Annotated in this window: 18 protein-coding genes; 9 read left to right on the top strand and 9 right to left on the bottom strand. The window is 55.9% G+C overall.

What is annotated here, in order from left to right; translation table 11 throughout:
* Positions 1-26: 26 nt before the first annotated feature.
* From GN112_RS19405 to GN112_RS19415, 3 genes are all read right to left on the bottom strand, one after another.
* Positions 27-902, bottom strand: coding sequence for an IS1634 family transposase N-terminal domain-related protein (locus GN112_RS19405; RefSeq protein WP_155311734.1), 876 nt, complete (start codon positions 900-902; stop codon positions 27-29).
* 61 nt (positions 903-963) lie between these two features.
* Complete coding sequence (locus tag GN112_RS19410) at positions 964-2,577, bottom strand: AMP-binding protein (protein WP_155311735.1); 1,614 nt, start codon at positions 2,575-2,577, stop codon at positions 964-966.
* Positions 2,578-2,588: 11 nt separating this feature from the next.
* Positions 2,589-3,968: a 2-dehydropantoate 2-reductase gene (locus tag GN112_RS19415; protein ID WP_155311736.1), complete on the bottom strand. Its 1,380-nt coding sequence runs from the start codon at positions 3,966-3,968 to the stop codon at positions 2,589-2,591.
* Between the two features lie 176 nt (positions 3,969-4,144).
* Between GN112_RS19415 and GN112_RS19420 the strand changes: the two genes are divergently transcribed.
* Positions 4,145-4,618, top strand: coding sequence for an Lrp/AsnC family transcriptional regulator (locus GN112_RS19420; protein WP_155311737.1), 474 nt, complete (start codon positions 4,145-4,147; stop codon positions 4,616-4,618).
* A gap of 22 nt (positions 4,619-4,640) precedes the next feature.
* Here the strand turns inward: GN112_RS19420 and GN112_RS19425 are convergent, their stop codons facing one another.
* Together GN112_RS19425 and iorA are read right to left on the bottom strand one after the other, a co-directional pair.
* Positions 4,641-5,231 (bottom strand): indolepyruvate oxidoreductase subunit beta, encoded by a 591-nt coding sequence (locus tag GN112_RS19425; RefSeq protein ID WP_155311738.1) that lies wholly within the window; start codon positions 5,229-5,231, stop codon positions 4,641-4,643.
* Positions 5,232-5,257: 26 nt separating this feature from the next.
* Positions 5,258-7,066 (bottom strand): indolepyruvate ferredoxin oxidoreductase subunit alpha, encoded by a 1,809-nt coding sequence (iorA, locus tag GN112_RS19430; RefSeq protein WP_155311739.1) that lies wholly within the window; start codon positions 7,064-7,066, stop codon positions 5,258-5,260.
* Between the two features lie 205 nt (positions 7,067-7,271).
* On the opposite strand from iorA, the gene GN112_RS19435 reads away from it, so the two are divergent.
* From GN112_RS19435 to GN112_RS19470, 8 genes are all read left to right on the top strand, one after another.
* Positions 7,272-7,709, top strand: coding sequence for an amino acid-binding protein (locus tag GN112_RS19435; protein WP_155311740.1), 438 nt, complete (start codon positions 7,272-7,274; stop codon positions 7,707-7,709).
* 30 nt (positions 7,710-7,739) lie between these two features.
* Entirely contained in the window at positions 7,740-8,699 is a 960-nt protein-coding gene (locus GN112_RS19440) for a ketopantoate reductase family protein (protein ID WP_155311741.1), read from the top strand.
* 72 nt (positions 8,700-8,771) lie between these two features.
* The gene (locus GN112_RS19445) at positions 8,772-10,331 is read left to right on the top strand and encodes a class I adenylate-forming enzyme family protein (RefSeq protein WP_155311742.1); all 1,560 of its coding nucleotides are present in this window, start codon (positions 8,772-8,774) and stop codon (positions 10,329-10,331) included.
* A gap of 99 nt (positions 10,332-10,430) precedes the next feature.
* Positions 10,431-11,333, top strand: a complete 903-nt coding sequence (locus tag GN112_RS19450) for an AMP-binding protein (RefSeq protein WP_231717069.1) — start codon at positions 10,431-10,433, stop codon at positions 11,331-11,333.
* A 158-nt stretch (positions 11,334-11,491) separates the two neighbouring features.
* On the top strand, positions 11,492-12,361 hold the full coding sequence (locus GN112_RS19455) for a Druantia anti-phage system protein DruA (protein ID WP_162458872.1): 870 nt from the start codon (positions 11,492-11,494) through the stop codon (positions 12,359-12,361).
* A 3-nt stretch (positions 12,362-12,364) separates the two neighbouring features.
* Entirely contained in the window at positions 12,365-13,891 is a 1,527-nt protein-coding gene (locus GN112_RS19460; RefSeq protein WP_155311552.1) for a transposase family protein, read from the top strand.
* A gap of 193 nt (positions 13,892-14,084) precedes the next feature.
* Positions 14,085-14,801 carry a class I adenylate-forming enzyme family protein gene (locus GN112_RS19465; protein ID WP_231717070.1) on the top strand — a complete coding sequence of 239 codons (717 nt, stop codon included), beginning with the start codon at positions 14,085-14,087 and terminating at the stop codon, positions 14,799-14,801.
* Between the two features lie 181 nt (positions 14,802-14,982).
* Positions 14,983-16,446, top strand: coding sequence for an RsmG family class I SAM-dependent methyltransferase (locus tag GN112_RS19470; RefSeq protein WP_231717071.1), 1,464 nt, complete (start codon positions 14,983-14,985; stop codon positions 16,444-16,446).
* Positions 16,447-17,021: 575 nt separating this feature from the next.
* On the opposite strand, the gene GN112_RS19480 is transcribed toward GN112_RS19470, so the two are convergent.
* The 4 genes from GN112_RS19480 to GN112_RS19495 form a co-directional block, all read right to left on the bottom strand.
* Positions 17,022-19,175 (bottom strand): tetratricopeptide repeat protein, encoded by a 2,154-nt coding sequence (locus GN112_RS19480; protein WP_155311745.1) that lies wholly within the window; start codon positions 19,173-19,175, stop codon positions 17,022-17,024.
* 27 nt (positions 19,176-19,202) lie between these two features.
* Positions 19,203-20,165: a SphA family protein gene (locus GN112_RS19485; protein ID WP_162459026.1), complete on the bottom strand. Its 963-nt coding sequence runs from the start codon at positions 20,163-20,165 to the stop codon at positions 19,203-19,205.
* Positions 20,166-20,191: 26 nt separating this feature from the next.
* The gene (locus GN112_RS19490) at positions 20,192-20,974 is read right to left on the bottom strand and encodes a hypothetical protein (RefSeq protein WP_197743356.1); all 783 of its coding nucleotides are present in this window, start codon (positions 20,972-20,974) and stop codon (positions 20,192-20,194) included.
* Between the two features lie 150 nt (positions 20,975-21,124).
* Positions 21,125-22,534, bottom strand: coding sequence for a DUF1254 domain-containing protein (locus GN112_RS19495; RefSeq protein WP_155311747.1), 1,410 nt, complete (start codon positions 22,532-22,534; stop codon positions 21,125-21,127).
* Positions 22,535-22,551: the final 17 nt, after the last annotated feature.

The raw sequence follows: 22,551 nt of genomic DNA on the forward strand, positions 1-22,551 counted from the left end.
TGAACGAAAACCCAAAGGACGGGGAATCAGGCCGGCAAATTGACTGCGGGGGTCTGTTGAGGGAAATCGATTTCGAGTTTATCGAGGATGTTGCGTTGAATCCGGGTGAGCTCCGTGAAGCGACAGACACGCTCGCCGGCATCAAGGAACTCGCCCAGTTGGAGCCGTTGCATGGCACACCGGATGCCTGGCCATGGCATGCCGGTGTTCACTTCGGCCACCTGCCGCAGCAAGAGCGACAGCCAGTCGGCCAGTAGCGGCGTATCCGGGTCTGAGTCACCGGTTGCACCTCGGGCATCCGTGCAATCGCCAGCCTCCCGGTCGAGGTTCAGGTCCCACAGGCGGGTGGCGGATTGCCGGACCGCCGCTTGAATGTTACCGGTATGCGTGGTCAGCAGTTCCCTGACCCGATCAAGATGGCGCTGCTGGAAGGCGATTTCTTCACCAAGAAAGACATCCTGCGAAGCCCACTGCCGGATAGGCACAGGCGAAAACGGGTCAAGGGTGCGGCGGGCAACCAGGGCAAACAGGGCGATGGAAACGGAAGGGGAGAGAACGCGCGACTTTGCCGCTTCACACAGGCACCCGGTGATCTCCAAACGGTTCCACAGGGCCCGCAAAAGATACGCTCCGCCGGCAGGTCGGCTGCGGACAAAGGTGATGGCCGACCCAGGGGCGGGCGTCGCGTGGGGATCGGTTTTCTCTTCAGGGTCAAAAAAGCGGCTGACGCTTTTTACCAATCGCCGCAGTGCAGCGAGATCCAACTGGTCTCTCCGGCCGAAAGAGTAAATGACCTCGGCTTTTGGATACCGTTTTTCGGGATGCCGGACATTATGGGCCAGCTGGACATATTCGACAACCGATCCGTCCTTGTTTTTGCGTTTGATGGTTCGAATGTACATGGCTTCGCCAAGTAGGCATTGATTTATGCGGATGTCAATTCAAATTGTCGAACTCTTCTGCCTAGGGCATGAGAAGTCGATTGTTGCCGAGAACGCCCGCATGCCCCGTATACATTTTTCTCAGTTTCGGTTTCTCGATCTTGCCGGTGGGACTTCGTGGAACATCGGCGAAGATCACCTTGCGTGGCCGGGTATAGCGCGGCAACCCGCCACAGAACTGCATGAATTCGGCTTCGGTCAGGGTTTGCGCCGGTTTTACCTTCACGATGGCCAAGGCGATCTCTCCCAGGCGGTCGTCCGGATAACCGATCACGGCGACATCCTGCACCTTGGGATGGTCCATGATGAAGCTCTCGATCTCCGCGGGAAAAATGTTCTCACCCCCGGTAATGATGACATCCTTGGCCCGGTCGACCAGCCAGATGAAGCCGTCTTCATCCTGGCGGGCGATGTCGCCGGTCAGCAGCCATCCGTCCTTGATCGTCGCTTCGCTGGCCTCGGGGTTTTTATAGTACTCCTTCATGACGCCGTCTCCGCGAACGGCCAGTTCGCCGGTGGCCCCGGGCGGCGCCGGTGCCAGCCGCCCCTGGTTGATCCAGGCATCGAAGTCAACGATCATGCACGACCAGCCAAACCCCGGCACACCGATGGCTCCGACTTTGTGCGTATTTTCGATCCCCAGGTGGACGCACCCCGGTCCGGTGCATTCGGTCAATCCGTAGTTGGTATCGTAGTCGTGGTGGGGAAACACCGTTTTCCATCGGTTGATCAGCGCCGGTGGCACCGGCTGGGCACCGATATGCATCAACCGCCAGCGGGACAGGTCGTAGTCCACCAAATTGATCTGCCCGGTTTCAATGGCGATCAGGATATCATGGGCCCAGGGCACCAGCAGCCAGACGATGGTGGCGTTTTCCTCGGATACCGCCTGGAGAATGTCGACGGGCTGAAAGCTCTTCAGGATGACCGCTTTGGCACCAACCAGAAAGTTGCCGAACCAGTGCATTTTGGCCCCGGTGTGATAGAGCGGCGGAATGCAGAGAAAATTGTCGTCGTGGGTCTGGTGGTGATGCCGGTTTTCTACCTGGCAGGCAAATTCGAGATTGCGGTGGGTCAGATGCACCGCCTTGGGACGGCCGGTCGTGCCGGAAGTAAAGTAGAGGGCCGCGCTGTCGCCACTGTCGATGGCCACGCCGGGGTCGGTATCCTCACCGCTGGAAAGAACTGCGGCATAGCTCTCGGCATTGTCGGGCCGTCCGGCGTCGGGTCCGACGAAGATGTAGGTTTCGACACATCGATCGAGCGCTTTTTTGACCCGCGCGACCCGCTCGGCAAACTCGTCCCCGAAGATGAGGACGGTGGCCTCGGCAAGGGTGGTGCAGTATTCGATATCTTCCGCGCTGAACCTGAAATTGAGGGGCACCACCCAGGCACCGGTGCGCAGGATACCGAAGTAAACCGGCAGCCATTCCAGGCTGTTCATCATCAGGTGGACCACCCTGTCCCCTTTGCGGACGCCCCGCTTGATCAGGGCGCGAGCCACCTGGTTGGCCTGCCGGTCAAAAGCCGCCCAAGTAATTTCCCGGCGCGAGTGCCCGGCGGGATCCCTTTCGATCAGGGCCACTTCCGCGCCATATTGGCTGGCGTTGCGGGATAAGATCTCGGTGATCAGCATATTATATTTCCTTAATTGCGTAAAAAGACCATCTCCGCCACCTTGGCCACCGGCTGATCGTCCTGGGTCAACTCCACCTGCACCCGGGCAATGCGGCCCTGGGTGTCGATCACCCGGGCCGACGCCGTGACGTCTTTGGCCGGGTCCGCGGCGTTCAGAATTTCGATATCGCAATTCAAAGGCAGACCCACATGCCCCAGGGAGTTGGCAACGGCTGCCATGGTCTGCTCCGCCAGGGTGAACAGCGCCCCTGTATGGGTGTAGCCGAGGAAATTGGGCAGTTGCGGCGTGCCGGGCAGCTTGGCGGTGGCCCGGCCGGGCTCGAATTCCGTGAAGTGGATCGACAGGGCACGGGCCAGGGGCGATGTTTCCAGGGCCTGGCGCAGGGCGTCCAGGTCCTCGGCTTTGATCGCGTTGCGCACCGCATTGGGTTCGCTGGCCGATTCGACTACGGAGAGCTTTTGCCGGTTGCGCTCCTCGACGCCACGGATCAACAGGGAAACCGCTTCGTTGAACGGCGTCGAAATGTTGAGCCGATTGCCTTCCGAGACAATGATTTCGTTCAGGTTGCCGATCTCGGTGGGTCGCCCGGCCTCCACGTCCTGCAGCATGCTGACCCGGTTGTCCTTGGTGGAAGCAAAGGCGCTCAGCGCAAAGGCCGGCGGATCGTCCAGTTCCGGGATGTCGATGCCCTTGGCGCGGGCCACCTGGGCCAGTTCCCGGCTCAAGGCCTCGATGACCTTCACCGTCGGGGCATGCTTGACGGCCGAGCCGCCGGTCAGGCCGGTGAGCGCCGCCACCACATTGGTGGAGACATTGGCGATCAGTTTTTTCCAGATGACCTGGTTGATATCCGGGGTGGTATGCACATCCAGGCCGACCTTCTGGAACGCGCTGACCATTCGCTCAAACCCCGGCCGGCTGACGCTGTCGTAAGGGCCGATGACCAGAAGCGGCCCCAGTCCGCCCACATATTTCACCTCGTTCATGCTCACCGGCATGCCGGAGTGGGCCGTGATACCGCCGATCACCCGCTCGGGGCCCACCACATCGGCAATCGCCTCCAGGTTGCCCAGGCCGTTTTGCACCGACAGCACAAGGGTCTTGTCGCCGATCATGGGCCGGGCGCTTTCGATGGCCGAACGGGTATGGTAGCCCTTGACCGCCACCATCACCACGTCTTTGACGCCCACCGCATTCACATCCGATGTAATCGCCATGCGCGCGTGGGTCCGATCGCCATCGGGCCATTGCATCCACAGCCCCTCCCGGTCAATCAGGCGCACCCGTTCCTTGAGCACCTCGACCAGGGTAACGTCGAATCCGTTTTGCGAAAAAAGACTGCCAAAGATCGATCCCAAGACACCCGCACCAACGATTGCGATTTCCATGGCTGCCCTCCCTTATAATATTTTTTTCTTGTCAGGATAAAACTTATTTAATAAGAGTATCTTTCAAAATATCAGAATATAATAAATTCATTAGCCAGAACGGAAGACAGCCCGGCCCAGGTTCTTCACTTTTGCCAGTGGATCATCCGCAACGGACCAACCGCATCGAGTCCCCCATGAAAATAGATGAAATTGACAAAAAGATTCTTGAAATCCTGCAAACCAACGGCCGCATCACCAATGCCAAGCTCGCCGCGACGATCGGCATTTCACCGCCGGCCATGCTGGAACGGGTCCGCCGCCTGGAATCCGCCGGGGTGATCTCCCAGTATGCGGCAGTATTGGATCGGGAAAAGGTCGGCCTCGAAGTGATGGCCATCGTCTCCATCTCCCTGGCGGCGCATGAACTCGAGTCCATCGACCGGTTCCGGGAACGCCTGCTGGCCCTGGACGAAGTCCTGGAGTGTCATCAGGTCTCCGGTGAAGACGACTTCATCCTCAAGGTCGTGCTGGGCGATATTAAAAGTTACTCTGAATTTGCCATGAAGAAGCTGGCCGCCATTCCTGGAATTCAGAATTTCAAATCCTCTATTGTCCTCTCGACAATCAAAAACTCCTACAGCCTGCCGGTAAAATTGAAAGACGCATAATCCGCCCCAAATTCGGATCGTGTCATTGGATGCCCCGTCCTTTTTCGAATGCTTCCAGATTTAGCGCCTTGAACGTTGCCGGAACCCGTCTGGCGATGACCGCCGTCCACTGATCGAGGGGAAGATCCAGAAGGGTCGAGGCGATTCCGAGCAAAATGGTATTGACCAGCCTGGGATTGCCAAGGGTCTCGGCCAGGGGCAAGGCATCCACAAAGATGGGATCGGTGGTGCGCTGGCGGATCACGTTTTCCGCATCTTCGGGATAACTGCCCATGCCCGCATAAATGGCCGGTGGGATGATGCGCTGACGGTTGCTGATCACACGCCCGTCCGGTTGTAGGAAATGCAGCCAGCGCACCGTCTCGGCCAGTTCGAAGGAGAGCAGAATATCCGCCTCGCCCTCCATGATCATGGGCGAATACACGGTTTCGCTGTAGCGCACATGGCTGGTCACCACCCCGCCGCGCTGGGACATGCCGTGGATTTCACTTTTCTTTGTGTCGAATCCGCTGAGCATGGCCACATCGGACAAAATTTCACTGGCCGTGATCACGCCCTGGCCACCGGTTCCCACCACCAGCACATTGGTTGTCTTTGTCTTGTCACGCGTCATTGATCGTCTCCTGTCCTTTTCAGTGATTACCCGGCCACCACGGAAATGGCGTTTTGTTTGCAAACCTGCTCACAAAGGGCGCAACCGTAGCAGGTGGCGGCATCGATGGATGAATAGCGACGCTCTTTCTTACCCTCCTCATCCGGAATGATAGCGCCCTGGGAAATGGACGGGCAGCCCAGTTTCAGACACATCTTGCAGCCGATGCAGGCATCCGTATCCACGACGCGCACGGCCTTGGGATCCTGACGGAACAGCTGGATGCACGGGCGCTTGGTCACCAGCACGGACGGCCCGTCATGATCGATCTCTTCCTTGAGCGCCGCCAGGGTGCCTTGCAGGTCAAAGGGGTCGATTTCCCGGGCCCGCTGGACCCCCAGCGCCTTGACCAGTTCGATAATATCGACGGCAATGGTCTCCTCCATCTGAAGGGTCCGCCCGGTACCCGGATTCTGCTGGCCACCGGTCATGGCCGTGATGCGGTTGTCCATGATAATCACGTTCACGTTGCCCCGGTTGTAGATCACATCCAGCAGGCTGGTGATGCCGGAGTGAAAGAAAGTGGAGTCCCCGATGGCGGCGAACACCGGGCGTTTGTCTTCCAGGCCGGCCTGGGCCATGGCCTTGGCCGTGCCGTGGGCCATGCTGATGCTGGCCCCCATGCACAGGGTGGAGTCGATGCTTTGCAGCGGCGGCAAAACGCTCAGGGTGTAACAGCCGATGTCGCTGTGCACGATGGCCTTCATCTTGTTCAGGGCGTAGAACAGGCCCCGGTGAGGACATCCGGCGCAGAGCAGCGGCGGACGGGGCATCTCGCTGCCCGGTGCCTTTTCCGCCGCTGGCGGCAAATCAAAGGGCAGCACGCCGGCTTTGGCGAATCCGGCGGCCACGGCATCCGGCGACAGTTCATCCAGTCGCGGAAAAAAAACCTTGCCTTCAACGGCGAGCCCCATGATGCGGATTTCCTCTTCGATGTAGGGCTCCAGTTCCTCGACCACAAAAAGCCGATCCACTTTGGCGGCAAAGGCCTGGATCATTTTTTTGGGCAAGGGAAAGGTCATACCCAGTTTGAGCACCGAGGCATCGGGCAGGATCTCCTTGACGTACTGGTAGGCGATCCCGCTGGTGATGACACCGATGGACAAATCATTCCATTCGATGCGGTTAAAGGGACTCGCCTCGGTCACTTCGGCCAGCCGGGCTTCCCGTTCGAGGACCAGCGGATGCCGCTGCTTGGCGAAGGCCGGAATCATGACGAATTTCTTGAGGTCTCGCGTGAACCCCTCGGCTTTCGGAATGGCCGCTTGGTTTTGCGCATCCACGGCAACGATCCCCTTGGCATGGCAGACCCGTGTGGTCATGCGCAGCAGGGTGGGCGTGTCGTGCTGCTCGGAGAGCAGCAATCCCGCCTCCACCATGGCTTTGGCTTCCTGGCTGTCACTGGGCTCGAGCATGGGAATCTTGGCGAAACGCGCATAATAGCGGTTGTCCTGCTCATTCTGGGAACTGTGCATGCCCGGATCGTCCGCGCAGACCATCAACAGCCCCCCGGGAATCCCCGTATAGGCGAGGGTCATCAGCGGATCGGCGGCCACGTTCAACCCGACGTGCTTGGTGGTGAACAGCGTCCGGACCCCGGTCATGGCCGATCCGATGGCCACTTCCAGAGCCACCTTTTCGTTGGGCGCCCACTCGGCATAAACCCCGTCATAGGTTGCGAAATTCTGCAGAATTTCCGTGCTCGGCGTGCCCGGGTAGGCGCTGGCCATCTTGACGCCGGCCTGAAAGGCGCCCAGAGCGACGGCCTCATTTCCTGAAAGGATCTGTTTTTCCATGTTTTGCCCTCCATCGATAGAAAGCACTAAAAAAAATATTGACCATTCATTTTATCTTAATTATGCTAATTTTTATAAAATCCTTATTTAATTCTGTCAAATCTTTTTTTTATTTAATATTATTGCCAGATTTTAAATAAATGTCATTCACGAGCACTCAAATTGAGAAGTCCCGCTTCCAAAACACATCACGAGAGGAGTTTTCATGAAACTGAAACAGATCGTTATTTCAATCGAGAACTCTCCAAACCGCCTCTACAATGTCATCCGGGCGATGAGCGATGCGGGGATCAACCTGCGCGCCCTGAACCTGGTGGACACGGGCGCCTTCGGCCAGCTTCGCCTGCTTTTATCCGACGTTGCCAAAGCCCGGCGGATACTGATGGAAATGAGCGTTCCCGCTTTTGTCAATGAGGTGGTGGCCACGGAAATTCCCGATAAGCCGGGCAGCCTGGCCAATGTCATGCTGCCGATGATGCAGTCCGGCATCCGGATTGAATTTATGTATGCTTACACCGGTGGCACATTGGCCGGGCAGGCGGTGATGATTTTTCGCTTCTCCGACAACGACAAGGCCATTGCCGTGCTTCAGGAAAAGGGCATTCGCATTTTGGATGCAAACACCTTTGACATTATTGAATAGTATCGACCCGAACAAAGAGAAGAGGTTGGCATGGGAAAATCGCAAAAAAATCATTCCTGGCATTATGGCATCATCGGCGCCGGACCGGTGGGCTGCATCGTGGCCGCATTTCTCACCCGCGGCGGACACACGGTCACCCTGTGTGACATCGTCCCTGAACTGGTTGATCCGGCCAGGGAGCGGGGCATCATCATCGAGGGCGCGGAACGCCTGGAGCAGAAGATTCCCCGGACCTGCAACCAGATCGAAGAGCTGATCGCCGCGGGCCCGGACGCCATTTTCGTCTGTGTCAAGGCCCAGGCCCTGCCGCTGATCTCCTCTGCCCTGGGCGATCTGTACAAGGAGGGCATTTATATCGTCAGCTGGCAAAACGGAATCGATACCGAGTACGAACTGGCCAAGGTTCTCGGCAAAACGCCGGTGATGCGGGCCGTGGTGAACTGGGGATGCGGCCTGCTGGGCCCGGCCCATGTGACCATGCCGTTCCATCACCCCCCCCACTACATCCAGGAACTCGACCCCGCATCCATTGATGCGGCCGTTCACATCGCCAGGGACCTGACCGCCAGCGGGCTGACCACCGAACACACCGACCGGATCGTTCCCATGGTGTGGCGCAAAACGGTGATGAATGCCTCCATGAACCCGGTTTGCGCGGCCACCGGCCTGACCATGGCCCAGGCCATGGGAGACCCGATGACCTTTGGCGTCGTCGATGCGTTGTTAAAGGAGTGCCTGGCAGTGGCGCGGGGCAACGAAATCTTTCTGGGCTGGGATTACTACCAGTATGCCGTGGAATACCTGAAAAGCGCGGGTAACCACAAGCCATCCATGCTGATGGACATTGAAGCCAGCCGGAGAACGGAGATCAATTACATCAACGGCAAATTTGTGGAATACGGCACGCGGGCCGGTGTCCAGACCCCTTACAACAACACCATGCGCTCATTGATCAAGGGGATCGAATTCCGCCTGGAAACGCGCCGGTAGGCGAATCCAGATCCGCACCGGCAACCGAAAGCGTCCAGCCGCAGATGGACACAGCAAAAGAGGAGGACAGCCATGGCACACTGGATGAACCTGGGCCAGCATTTCAAGATCAACGCACGCAAATATGCCGACAAATTGGCCCTGACGGATCATCGGCGCCGCTTCACCTATGCGCAAACCAACCGGCGCGTCAACCAGCTGGCCCATCGGCTCATGCGGCTGGGCCTTTCCAAGGGAGACAAAGTAGCCGCGTTCATGGACAACGGCATCGAAATCATCGAACTCTACCTGGCCACGGCCAAAACCGGCATTATTATCGTGCCGATCAACTTCCGCCTGGTGGGACGCGAGGTGGTCTATATCGTCAACAACTCCGATGCCCGGGCCATGGTGGTGGAGGCTCAGTTCACCGGGGTCATCGATCCGATCAAAAAGGAGCTGAACAACATCGCCGCTGGCCATTATGTGGTCGTGGGCGGCGAAGCCGGCGGCTATATCGAGTATGAGAAGTTCATTGCCGGCAGTCCGGACGATGAGCCGCAGGCCACCGTGCGTCCCGAAGACACCTGGATCCTGATCTATACGTCCGGCACCACGGGCAAGCCCAAGGGGGTGATCCGTTCCCACGAATCCCACATCGCCTTTTATCTGATCAATGCCCTCGAGATGGGATTCAACGAGCACGATTACTGCATGAACATCATGCCCCTTTGCCACATCAACTCGACATTCTACACGTTTATCTTCCTCTACCTGGGCGGCGCTGTGTATGTTCATCCGGCGCTCGCCTTCCGGGCGCCGGAACTGCTTGAAATCGTCGAAGCGGAAAAGATCACCTTCATCTCCCTGATTCCGACCCACTACAACCTGATTTTGAACGTGGATGACGCCGACCGCCGGCGGGATGTCGGCTCCATCCGCAAACTGCTCTGCTCCTCGGCGCCGGTCAGGCGCAAAATGAAACGCGACATCATGGCCTTTTTCCCCAATGCCGAACTCTACGAAGGGTATGGCTCCACGGAGGCCGGCTGCGTGACCGTGCTCAAACCCGAGGACCAGATGGCCAAGACCGGTTCCATCGGCCGCGAGGCCCTGGGCACCGAATGGATCAAACTCCTGGACCATACGGGCAACGAAGTGCCCGTGGGCGAAGTGGGTGAGATCTACTCCCGGGGCCCCATGCTGTTCGACGAATACTACAAACTGCCCGAAAAGACCGACGAGTCCTTTCATGACGGCTGGTTTTCCGCCGGTGACATGGGCCGGCGGGATGCGGACGGGTACTACTATATCGTGGATCGCAAGGACAACATGATCATCACCGGCGGAGAAAATGTCTACCCCAGCGAAGTCGAAGAGGTGGTGGGCAGTCATGAGTGCGTATTTGACTGTGCCTGTATCGGCCTTCCCGATGAGAAGTGGGGCGAGAAGATCGTGGCCGTAGTCACTCTCAAGGCGGGCATGGATGAGAAGGACGTCGGCGAAAAGGAGATCAACGACTGCTGCCGGGAAAAGCTGGCCAGCTATAAACGGCCCAAGCAAGTCGTCTTTATCAAAAACGATGAAATGCCGCGCACGGCCACGGGAAAAATCCTGCATCGCAAACTCAAGGAGCGCCTGGCCGATGCATGATCCCTATAATTGACAACGAACGCCTGCTGCCGCAACGATGATGTTTAGAGCAGTATGGAAAAAATTGTTCTACAACTATCTTCCAACAGGAGGTTTTCCGTGAACTACTCCAAATACGCCGCCATTCATGCCCGCCATCTTCCCACCAAGACCTGCCTGATCGAGCGCATGCCCTCCACCGGTGAGCGTCGCACGCTCACCTGGAAAGCGTTCAACGATGCCATCAACCGCTGTGCCAACTACCTGGCCGGGAAGTGCGGCGTCACGGACGGCAGTTATGTCATGCACCTGCAGAACAACTCGTTGGAATGGCTGATCACCTACTACGCCATCATTCGCCTGGGCGCCGTTGTGGTGCCCCTGAACTTCCGGTTCGAAAGCAGCGATGTGCTCTATGCGGCGGGGGTCTGCAAGCCCCAGGTGTTTATTCTGGGTTCTGAATTCCTGAAGGTGGTGCAGCCGATCCAGGAAAAGCTCGATTCCGTCCGGCACTGCATCTGTGTGGGCGACGGCGTTCCCGAGGACATGATCGGCTATCAGACCGTGGCCGCCCATGACGATCTGTCCGATGCCATGGTGGATGTGGACGATCAGCACGACCTGGCCATGATGTTCACGTCCGGCACCACCGGCCAGCCCAAACCGGTCATGCACACCCATTTCTCATTGAAGAATACGGCCATCGGCAACGGCATGTCCTATTTTGTGGAGAAAAACGACAATTACCTTTTCTTCCTGCCCCTGTTCCACAGCGGGACCATGTTTCTGTGGGCGCCGTTCTATGCCACGGGAGCCACCGGCACCATCCTGCGGGAGTTCAACGATGCTCGCTATATCATCGAAACCATTGCCGAAGAAAAATGCACCGATACCCTTTTCGTGGTGCCGGTGGCCATCATGGTGCTCAATGCCATCGACCACGGGACCGTCAAGCTGGCGGATTACGACCTTTCGGCCTGGCGCTACATGGAGATCGGCGCCCAGCCCAGCACTGACGCATAACTATTTAAACCCACTGATACCAGCGAGATAGACAGACATCAAAAAAAGTTTGTCTCAAAATAGCTATAGACAAGCGATCGGGCTTTTGGTAGAGGTAGCATAGGATGTTTGTAAGCACGCATCATAGTCGTGACGCTACACTTGAAAAGGAGGTCGCTTTGATAGTCCAGTGTGGACGGCAGATTGAGAGTGAGGAGCTTGCGCAAATTCGCGAAACCGTTGAGACATTTTGGCGGTTGAGTCAGTGGGAGTTGGCCCAAACGGTATGTGAGCATTTGGGCTGGCACACCGCTTCCGGCGGCAATAAAGTGGACGCCTGCCTGAAGTTGCTCAAGCGTTTGGAAGCGCAAGGGCGCATACGATTGCCCGCTAAACGCGATAGCGGCCGCAAAAGCGGCAAGCAGCCGATAGCATCCCATCGGATCCAGCCTCAAGAGCCAGTCGTGGGCAAGCTTTCGGATATCGGGCCGATCCGGCTCAGGGTCGTACAAGGCAAAGCAGATAAGGCGCTTTTTAATGAATACCTGAGCCGTTACCACTACTTGGGGGACAAGAAGCCATTTGGATGTTATTTGCGCTATTTTGTCGAAGGCGCAGGCACGCTATTGGGGTGTATGCTGTTTTCAGGAGCGGCCAAAGCGCTAATCAAGAGAGATCAATGGATCGGCTGGAGCACCAACGAGCGACTGCGGAACCTGGGATTTGTTGTCAACAATGGGCGGTATTTGATTTTTCCGTGGGTAAAGGTCAGGTACTTGGCAAGCTGCGCATTGGGCAAGGCGATCAGGGAGTTGGGGCGGCACTGGCAGGAGCGCTGGGGCTATCGGCCGGTTTTGCTGGAAACCTTTGTCGATCCGCACTATTTCGATGGGACGTGCTACCGGGCGGCCAATTTTAGGTATCTTGGCATGACCCGCGGAATGGGGCTTATTCGACAGGGTCAAAGCTACGCCACCAGTCCGAAAAAGATCTTTGTTTATCCGCTGGCGGATAATTTTCGGCAAGTGTTATGTTCAGGGGAGGGCTGACGGATGAAAAAAACCAGCCGCAGACCCAGTCGTGAGCAGATCAAAGCCCAAATCAAACAGCGCAAACATGCACAGAAAAAATTGCGTCAGGATGAAAAGGCCAAGGGCTTTAAGGCGCCATCACATGCCACGATTTCAAACGGCAAGTGTAAATACGAAAGCATTGAGCAGGAGTACACTGCCCGCAATGAGGCGGTTGCCGAGAAAATAGGGATCTTTCGGGCCAAGATGCCTGTGCTGCTTAAGCAACTGTCCAAAATCGAGGACCCGAGAAATCCTAAAAAGATCAAGCACAATCTGTCGACCCTGATGATCTATGGGATACTGATGTTTGTTTTTCAGATGAGCTCTAGTCGCGAGGCCAACCGGGAGATGTCCCGGCCGCTGTTTTGGCAGAATCTGCAGTTTTTCTTCCCAGAGCTTGAAAGTTTGCCCCATCATGACACGCTCAAACGGTTACTGGCGGTGATCGACGTCAATCAAATCGAACAGTTGCATCTTGAGTTGATCCGGCAATTGATCCGGAAAAAGAAATTTCGGCGCTATTTGATTGACGAGTGCTATCCGATCGCGATCGATGGCACCGGCAAATTTAAGCGTGACTGGATTTGGGCCGAGGAGTGTTTGCAGCGCACCGTTACGCAAGCGGATGGGGAGCACCTTCAATACCATGTCTATATTTTAGAGGCCAATCTGGCGTTTCGCGATGGCATGACTATTCCGTTGATGAGTGAAATGTTAAGCTACACCGAAGGCGACACCGCCAATGATAAACAGGACTGCGAGCTTAAAGCCTTTTACCGATTGGCCCAACGCCTGAAGTCGGCCTTTCCGGCGCTGAAAATCATGGTGTTAATCGATGGGCTTTACGCCAAGGGTCCCGTGGTAGAGGTTTGCCGCAAAAATAAATGGCAGTTCATGATCGTCCTGAAAGACAAATCCCTTCCCAGCGTGATGAGTGAATTTGAAGCGCTTGCGGCACTTGAGATAAAAAATCGTTTCCGCCAGGGATGGGGCAACAGAAAACAGGTGTTCAAATGGGTAAACAGTATCGACTATCGGTTTGGTCCGAACGATAAAAAAAGCCAAATCCTGCACGTCGTCGAATGCCAAGAGCGCTGGCAACAGGTTAACCCGCAAACCGGGCAATTGGAGGACAAAAGCAGCCGACACGTGTGGCTGTCCAGCAAACCGTTGAACCGGTTTAATCTTCACGAACGGTGCAATCTGGGCGCACGCGCGCGCTGGGGCATCGAAACCGGTATCCTGGTTGAAAAACATCATGGATATCGCTATGAGCACTGCTTTTCGTATAACTGGAATGTCATGAAGGGATATCACTATTTAATGCGTCTGGGCCATATGTTCAACGTTTTGGCTCGCTATTCGGAACGGCTGGCCAAGGTCGTCAAAGATACCGGCGTGCGAGGCCTTATTCACTTTATTCGCGAGACCATAGCCAACCCCTGGTTGGATTATGAATGGCTGGAAATTCGTCTGGCCGCCCCTTTTCAGCTTCGGTTGGTGTAGCAGTAGCCGTACCAAAACAAAGCGAAACAGCCTCTCAAGCCTGGAAGAGATGGGAGTCCACGGTCAGACATAATTGAGATTATGTCATGACAATTGTCTGAGGAGCAAATCTTGGTCATAAAAGTGTGAAGACGTTAGCCGGGTGATGAAAAGTGGGGCCCTAATCGTGACCAACCCCTGATTCTTTTTATTCATGCGTCAGAGCTGCGCCCAGCCGGTGCCCTTTGACATCATGAAAAAACTGGTCGAGACCCTGCCCTGCGGCGTTTCCAACATTTACGGCATCACCGAGGGCGGCGGTGGCGGCCTGTTCAACCTCTATCCCGAAGATGTGCTCAGAAAGCCGGGCTCCATCGGCAAGCCGACCTTTGGGGTGGAGGCGAAAATCGTCGACTTCGAGGGCGGCAAACTGCCCGCCGGGGAGGTCGGCGAGCTGCTGTTCACCACCGACCGCATGATGAAGGAATATCACGGCAACCCCGAAATGACCGCAGACACGATCAAGGCCGGCTGGCTCTGCACGGGCGATCTTTTAAAAACCGACGACGAAGGGTACTACTACATCGTCGATCGCATGAAAGACATGATCACCAGCGGCGGAGAGAATATCTACCCGGTGGAAATCGAGGATGCCCTCATGGATCATCCGGACATCGAGGATGTGGCCTGCATCGGCTACCCGGATGACCGGTTGGTCGAAATCGTCATGGCGGTGGTCCAGCTCAAGGCGGGCGCGTCCATGACCGAATCGGAACTGATCGAATTTGCCAAATCGAAGATGGCCACCTACAAGGTGCCGCGCAAGGTGATTTTCGATCCGGTCCCGCGCAGCGCCACCGGCAAAGTGATGAAACCCCTGATCCGGGAGAAGTATACCGGCCGTCGGGAGGCCTTCAAGAAGCTCGATTGACGAAGGCCGAGATCGCCGTCATCATCTCGGCAAACATCGGGTTGGCCGTAGGGTTCGCGGCACGCTTGAAACGATTCGCACGTCCTTCCGGGCGTCCCCTTGCACCCGTAGCTCCGATGGTCTATAAGGTTGCCGGAAATAATCTCAACGGCCATTCAAGCATATTCGTGGAGCGCAGCCCGTGAAAAAGATTGGTTCAAAAGTGCCGATGAAAACCAAATTCCGGGAACCGAAACAGGCGCCCGGCCCAGGCCAGATGGACGCCCTCCTGAAACGGTGCGGAATCCATCTTTCCACCCGGCAACTGGACCAGCTATGGGCTTACCATCAGCTTTTGAGGCAGCATGATGCCGAACTGAACCTGACCCGCATCCACAATTTCGAAAACATGGTGGTCAAGCTCTATGCCGATTCGATCCTGCCGGCCCTCAAGACCGCCCTGCCATCGCCGCTCATGGACCTGGGCAGCGGACCGGGCATGCCCGGCATTCCATTGAAAATTTTCCGTCCGGAGCTTGACATCCTGCTGGCCGAGAGCCGACGGTCGCGCATCGACTTTCTGAAAATGGTGGTGAAGGAATTGGCCCTATCCGGCATCGAGGTGACCGAGCGGGGGATCGCCCCGGATTTTGACCGGCCGGTGGCCGGTGTGATCACCCGGGCGGTGGAGCCCATCGCCGAGACCCTGAAGCGGGTGGCCGGCTGCCTGATTCAGGACGGCACGGTACTCTTCATGAAGGGGCCGCGCTGCGACGCGGAGATGGAAACGGCCGCACAAATCTGTCCCGATTACCAGCAGACCGCCGACATCCCCTACCAGATTCCCCACACCCCGCACCAGCGGCGACTGGTGTGCTATCGGCGAGTATCCGTAGCCGCCGCTAAGCCCGGTCCATCGCACCGTGTGCGGTCCATCGAAAGCGAAGCCAACCCGATTTTCAAGGATCTGAAAAAACTGCTTGGCGGCCGCGGAATCAAAAAGCTCGGCCGGACCCTGGTATGCGGATCACGGCTGGTGGCCGAGAGCATGGCCCGGCAGCCTGAGCGTTGCCTGGCCTGGATCACCAGCGGCGACCGTCAGCCGCCGCCGGACGATGCCCCCCGACATCTGGAATGGTTCCAACTGGCTCCGAATCTGTTTCCGGTTATTGATGCTTTCGGCACCCGTAGCCCGATGGTTCTCTTTGACACGCCACCACTGCCGGCATGGCCGGCCACGGATACGGCAACGCCCGGATGCAACCTGCTGATCCCGTTTCAGGACCCCGAAAACGTGGGCGCTGTGATTCGCTGTGCCGCCGCCTTCGACGTCGAGCGGGTGGTTTTGCTGGCCGAAAGCGCCAATCCGTTCCACCCCAAGGCGGTGCGCGCATCGGCGGGGACGGTTTTCTCCGCCAGGCTTTTCCAGGGGCCATCCCTGGCTGCCCTGCCGGAAGATCTGCCGGTGGTGGCCCTGGCCGCCTCAGGAACGCCTCTGGCCGAATTTGCCTTCCCTGAATCCTTCTGCCTGCTGGTCGGCATGGAGGGCCCCGGCCTGCCACCCCGCTGGAAGAAAAACAGCGTTGCCATTCCCATGGCCGCCGGCGTGGAATCCCTCAACGCCACCGTGGCCACGGCCATCGCCCTCTACGAGTGGCATCGATAGAAAAACGCGGACTGTAGGCGACATTATCGGTCGCCGACGTATGGGCTGAGACAATAATCTGCAAATTCTGAAACGATGATCTTATACCTATGAGTCGGTTTACGGCCGGCTGACCGGCATCACCGATGCCCTGGGCAACCGAATCGGTTACGGTTACGACGCTCAGGGCAATGTGATGGAAGCCGGAAACTACCTTCCCTCGGATGTACAGACCTACCTGGAGCGCTTCGATTACCAATACCCCGACCGGTCGGGAAAAATATAGGATAGCTCTAAATATTTCAATAAGTCGTATCCAATCCGTTTTTGCCAAACGGCGGTTGAAGTCTTTTTCTTTTAACCGCCGCTTCTTTTATCAAAATCTATCTGATTTGTGGGGAGCCTACGAGGATCATTTTATTCGTTTTTCCATTTCTCTCCTAAGAAACGCATAATTTCATCACCGACTCACCTCCTTGGGTCCGTCTGCCAAACTGCTGCCACAGACACATATTCAAAAATATCCACCAGCGGCGGCGCCTTGCAGACAAACCCAACTCCGGCGCGAGCTTGGGGAATTATTTTTTTCCACCTGCCTAAGGTTGCACGTTTCCGATTTGTTCTTCAACATATGCAAGCGTGTAACGGTATCGGAGGATATCTGGTGCTATTGAAACAGCTTTGCGAAGCCATGATAAAGCTTCCAACGGATTTTTATCCTCCAGCAAAACACCAAGATTATAAGCGGCGCTTGCTAAATTTATGTCAAGCGAAAGGGCTTGACGGAAGGCGGCTTCCGCCGCTTCAAAACGTCGTTGCTCGCCATACAGCAGGCCCAAGTTCAAATATACGGCACTGCTCTCAGGCGCGATGACGGAGGCCAGGTGAAGGCTTTTTTCTGCTTCCTTGTACTTGCCAAGCGCATTGTACGCCAAAGCCGCATTGACAAACGGCGGTAGATAATCCGGGCGCAGGCGCTGCGCCTCCTGAAATGAAACGATGGCTTTCCGGTATTCGCCCCGATCCATGTATAGATTGCCAAGACTGTAGTGCGAGCTGTAGTCGTCCGACCTTGCCAAGAGTGCTGATATCAGTTCCCCTGTGGCCTTTTGGACACACCTTTTTTTCTCATCAGTAAAAGCGCTCTCAGGCACCGGGGCCAGCGAGGCCGCAGCCCTGATTCGAACCAGGCGAAAAGCGTCATTCGTCGCTTCTGCTAAGGCCGATATAACATCCTGCGTTAAATACTCTCCTAAAGCTGCGGCTGCACTGGCACGTAGGAGAGGAGAAGGATCGTTTTGCATCACAGCAAGCAGAACATTCCATTTGCGGTCGTCCCGGCAGCCATGCAGCAACCGGATCAGGGAGTTGGCCACAACGACCTCCCGACCAGGCCGGCTGATATACTCAAGCATTCCGTCAAGATGAGACCAGTCCTGATTTCGAGCGGCTTTCACCAGCTTTGCCTGATCAAGATACGGAACCTGGAAATCATTTGCCGACCAGGCGCTCACCTGTTTATCAGCCCATTGGGCATTCTTTTTCGCATGACAGGACAGGCAGGCAATTGGCGACCCATAGAGGATGCCTGCGGCAGGTGTCGGAGGCCGCATGGAGTGGTCGCTGCGGTGCATGCGGGCAAAGGTGGTTTTCGGCATATGACAGGATGTGCAGTGAGGCCCCCCTTGCTGCGATGCTTTATGGTGGGTGTGGGGCGTGGGATTGTTTACCTTCTTCCGGTGACAAGGCAGACAATCGTGGTTGGCCTTGTCTTCTGATGAAAATCGGTATCGCCCGCTTGAGGTGTGGCAGTGCAGGCAATCCAAATCACTGTTGGCCACGCAGGGACTCATCATCCAGGAGGTATAGGTATAGTTTTCTCCAAGATCCCGTCCGTCAGGATAAAAATCCGGATGTTCCAGCGTAACCAGGTCGTAGAAATCAAAGAACTGTTTTCCTGGCGGAAAACTACTGGATAGCGGAATCATTTTGGCATGGCATGATCCGCAGCTGCTGTTTTGCTGGTCCGCGGAAAAGACACTGCTCCCATTACGCCCCCCCCGGATAATCTTCAGGTCCCTGGGTAGTTGTTCTACTGATGGAACATCACAGACCTGGTTGTGTTTTTTGGCAGGACCGTGGCATGTCTCACAATTGATGCCGGGTTCGGTCCAGGAGGTCTGATACGTGCTTTTTTCCGGCGTATAGTTCAGTTCAAGCTGACTGACATGACAGCCGTAACAGGAGGTGTTAAACGTGTAGAATGGGTCTTTCCATGATATTGCATCCCCCTCTGGTAAGTGCCCAATCCCGCTTCCGGCGACATCAAACCACTGCCTTTTGTTGACATCGTAGCCCACGGGCAACGTCTGAAGCTGTCCCCGGTCCAATTTCGTTAAAAAATAATATACATATTTTCCGCCCAGAACATAGGAAGCCGGATAGGTTTTCCTCATCCCGTCATGACACTCAAAAAGCTGACCTTTTGGCAGGTCGAAAATGTATTTTGACCCTGAGATTTCAATCTCATTTGCCTGGGGCGCAAGCGTTTCAGAAAACGCCTCTGTGTACGGCTGCATGGCAAGACCGTGATGGGAGGTTTTCCACAACTCGTAGAAGTGCTCATGACAACGTACACAGGTGCGCGAGCCGGCATACTTCAAAAGTTTTTCCTCAGCCAAACAAGATATGCTGCCTATGATACTGAGCAGTAAGAAAACAGTTGCGATACGAACGTTCATGAAAAGCATTGCTGGATAAATCTCCTGCCGATGACACTAAAACTTCAATGCCACGGAAAACATCACCGTGTCGCCTTCAAAACGGTGCTCGGTGTCTAAATCATGGAGCCATTTTGCGATCAAGCTGATGTCACGGCTCCATGCTTGGGCCGTGTATTTGATAACCGGGCCGATTCCGTATGCTTCTCCCCGGTTGCCGTCAAGCGGTTTTGCGCCGATCATGGGCAACACGGTGTTTGCATAATCGAGCAGCGGCCCGCTGTCATCGGTCGTCTGTCTGTAACAATAACCGTCAAGACCAACGGCAAACCGGGATGAAAAGTGCTGGGCGATATGCACATCCAGATGCAGCTCGTCTCCGGACCGATAGTCGGTGTCAGGATTTTCAGTATTGACCATGTATCCAAGTGTATACGATAGTTCATGTCCCCGCTTCGGATCAAGAAAGGTCGAGGCCAGCATGAAATCAAAGGTCCAGTAATTACGCCCCAAATTGATCAGACGGGTCTCGTCATAAGCGCCGGTCGGCGCAAAAAGCGTCATCCCGGCGCTGAAATGAAAATTCCCCGTGGTCCAGTTGTTGAAAGCCGTGACATTGATGTCTGCCAGACCGGTTTTGCTTCCGTCCTTACTCATCTGCCGTAACGCCAGATCGGCAGACAGGCTGGCATCGAGGACAACCGGAACCGATAGCGCCGCGCCGAACCGGCCGCCCAAAAGCCCCCCCGCTGCCAGATAGATCCCTTTGATGGTATTGACCCAGACATCCTGCTCGGCCGCGGCATACACCGTATCACCGATGATAACTGCATTGATGTCGCTGCTGGCAAAGGACAGGTCATTTCGCATGTACCATCCTGGGGCACCCAGCAGGGCCATGGCAAAGTCCCCCCTGGATCCGCACATGTAGTGGCTGCCGCCGCCTTCAGTTGCCAACCCTGCGGTTGAGCATGAAACGAGGAAAATGATGCCGAGGCCTAAATAACGATAAATATTCACTTTGTGTATCCTTCCGGATAGTAAAATCATAACGGAAACAAAAATTTGACAGTCAGGTTAACCGTCCACTCCGGGCCGACATAATCGTCCTGAAAATCGTATTCTCCAGTGAAGGTAAAGGTGACTGGATGGCCGCTGATTTTAACGAGTTTCCCGACTTTCAGGCCGAGAGGCAGGCTGGTCCAGTCATTTTTCTCCCAGTCATAGGTGAGATTCATTTCAGACAGTCCGACTGACCACTTGGCGGGCAGGGAGTAATTCAGGATCGGTTGGACAATGGAGGCATTGACCTCTTCGCGGTCGTCATCCCCGGCTACCGAAAAAACATTCTGGCTGAAAACTCCATAGAGCAGTTTTGACTGACGTGCCACGAAACCTGCCGCCGGTCCGATGGCAAACTGCTCGGCGCCCAGGGCCTCGTCCGTTGCTACGGGCAGCAGGCCGACAAGGCCGACGCCCCATCTTCCCCAGGGTTCATTGAAGGTTACCAGATCGAATACCGTTACATCACTCAGGCCGTTTTTGCCTGATGGGCTCTCGGTAACCATCGGTACCGTGGCCCGAAAAATATTATTCAGGCCGAACGCCTGGAAAGGGTAGGTGAAGCGAAGCTGAAGCACGTTGCCCGACGCGCCGTTCAACCGGTGATAGTCTCCGGAGTACTGGTTGGTCAGGGCGACGCTCAACAATGAAGCCGTGGGATCATTCGACGCCTGCTCGAGAGATTGTTCTTCTGCAGCTGCCCATGACGCCATACAAACCAGCATCATACAAAACACCGCCGCCCCGAATCGTTTTCCTTTATCCATGACCTCACTCCTTCATCTGAGTCGCCCAGAGCATCGGCCACGATGATGACGATGTTGGGCTTTTGGGCGGCTTGGACGGCCCACAAAGGGCGGCCGCCGGGAGCAGCAGGACCGTAAAACAGATGCCGCCCCTGAATATTTTTTTCACGATTATTCTTTTATTTTGACGGGTGCCGGTTTCCAGTCTCCGTTGAGTACGGATTGTTTGGGGTTGTACAGGCGCAGGGAGAGCCGGAAGTCCCCCGTGGGTGCCGGCAGCCAGTTGGAATTCTGAGCCTCCTCAGGCGCCGGATTTTGAATGTAGATGGTCAATGAACCATCCCCGGCGATCTTCAGTCCCTTGGTCCTGTCGCCAATGGCATATCGGTTGATGGGGTTATCCACGAAAAAGTTCTCGGCGTTGTACATGGTGATGGACCAGAAGGCATCCACCGGCGGGAGTTCATCTTTCTTGAAGGTGATGGTGTAGCGGTTTGCCCCGTTGAGTTGCTCTTTTTTTCCGGTGGTCCGGGTGTTGAAGTAAAGGGCCTCTTCAGGGGTATTCTGCCCCAGGGACCGAAAGGCAATGGCGGCCCTGAGGTTGAAATCCTGTTCCCACTTCCCCTGGGACATATTGTAGGCCCAGGCATTGACCTCGGTGGCACCGGTTTTAAGGGCCTCACGCTTGACCACCCGCTTGCCTGCATGATACCCCCGCTCAAGCCCTTTTCTTGCCGCGTCAGAGAGGCTTTCAGGGTTAAAACCGGTTTCCGCGGTGAGGCCAATACTTTTAAACTGAACATAAAGTCCGCTGTCAGCGGTTGGTGGCGGATTGTCTTTCATCAACTGACCGATCCAATAATAATAATCCTGCCAGGTGAGCTGCTCCACCATCTTTACAGGTATTTTACCCGGATCGCCCAAGCTCCAGCGCTTTTTGGCAGGGGTTTTGTCAACGGCCGGCCCGATCATCTCCAGCTGGTAGCCGGCCTGAATTTTTTTTACATTCACCAGATCGGCCTCGTCTTCCACCAGGGTCCGGCCGATTACCCAGACAAGGGCTGTGGGAGCGGTGATGACCTTATTGACATCCACCGGCACCCGGCCTTCCCAGTTCGGCCCTTTGATGAGGTATTTACCCGGTTCGTTTCCGGTTGCCCGTGAGCCGATGTATCCAAAGACGTTGGTATACGCATCTTCCAGCATCATTGAGTAATAGCGGTCTCCCGTGCCGGGAACCGAGATCAATGCCGCGCCTTGCTTGAGATCGATAAAGGCACTGGAGTATACCGTGTCGACATTGGAGGAGACGACATCCTTATCCTCTGCCGTGAAAAGTTTGGCAACGTGGCCAAATTGATTGAAGGGGGCGTATGCGTTGGGAAGGGGGCTGTCGGTATTGGTTGCAATCAAAGTGGTCGCTGCGGTGATGGCAAGGGGGTAGCCGAAAATATAGGCCTGGGTTCCCAGGGCAAAGGCAAGGTCTTCCTCTGCATGGTCGATATCCACCCCACAGGTGGCCCGGATGGGCATGAAAATGAGCAGAATGCCCAGCAACGGGTAGATAAGAAATTTTTCCATATGATCCTCTTAAATGA

The organism is Desulfosarcina ovata subsp. ovata (assembly GCF_009689005.1).
GTDB lineage: Bacteria > Desulfobacterota > Desulfobacteria > Desulfobacterales > Desulfosarcinaceae > Desulfosarcina > Desulfosarcina ovata.

Excerpts from the sequence above, each read along its gene's own strand:
- GN112_RS19465 (WP_231717070.1), top strand. The coding sequence starts at position 14,085 with ATGCGTCAGAGCTGCGCCCAGCCGGTGCCCTTTGACATCATGAAAAAA.
- GN112_RS19440 (WP_155311741.1), top strand. The coding sequence starts at position 7,740 with ATGGGAAAATCGCAAAAAAATCATTCCTGGCATTATGGCATCATCGGC.
- GN112_RS19445 (WP_155311742.1), top strand. The coding sequence starts at position 8,772 with ATGGCACACTGGATGAACCTGGGCCAGCATTTCAAGATCAACGCACGC.
- GN112_RS19410 (WP_155311735.1), bottom strand. The coding sequence starts at position 2,577 with ATGCTGATCACCGAGATCTTATCCCGCAACGCCAGCCAATATGGCGCG.
- GN112_RS19405 (WP_155311734.1), bottom strand. The coding sequence starts at position 902 with ATGTACATTCGAACCATCAAACGCAAAAACAAGGACGGATCGGTTGTC.
- GN112_RS19415 (WP_155311736.1), bottom strand. The coding sequence starts at position 3,968 with ATGGAAATCGCAATCGTTGGTGCGGGTGTCTTGGGATCGATCTTTGGC.
- GN112_RS19490 (WP_197743356.1), bottom strand. The coding sequence starts at position 20,974 with ATGGATAAAGGAAAACGATTCGGGGCGGCGGTGTTTTGTATGATGCTG.
- GN112_RS19480 (WP_155311745.1), bottom strand. The coding sequence starts at position 19,175 with ATGCTTTTCATGAACGTTCGTATCGCAACTGTTTTCTTACTGCTCAGT.
- GN112_RS19435 (WP_155311740.1), top strand. The coding sequence starts at position 7,272 with ATGAAACTGAAACAGATCGTTATTTCAATCGAGAACTCTCCAAACCGC.
- GN112_RS19460 (WP_155311552.1), top strand. The coding sequence starts at position 12,365 with ATGAAAAAAACCAGCCGCAGACCCAGTCGTGAGCAGATCAAAGCCCAA.
- GN112_RS19495 (WP_155311747.1), bottom strand. The coding sequence starts at position 22,534 with ATGGAAAAATTTCTTATCTACCCGTTGCTGGGCATTCTGCTCATTTTC.
- GN112_RS19420 (WP_155311737.1), top strand. The coding sequence starts at position 4,145 with ATGAAAATAGATGAAATTGACAAAAAGATTCTTGAAATCCTGCAAACC.
- GN112_RS19425 (WP_155311738.1), bottom strand. The coding sequence starts at position 5,231 with ATGACGCGTGACAAGACAAAGACAACCAATGTGCTGGTGGTGGGAACC.
- iorA (WP_155311739.1), bottom strand. The coding sequence starts at position 7,066 with ATGGAAAAACAGATCCTTTCAGGAAATGAGGCCGTCGCTCTGGGCGCC.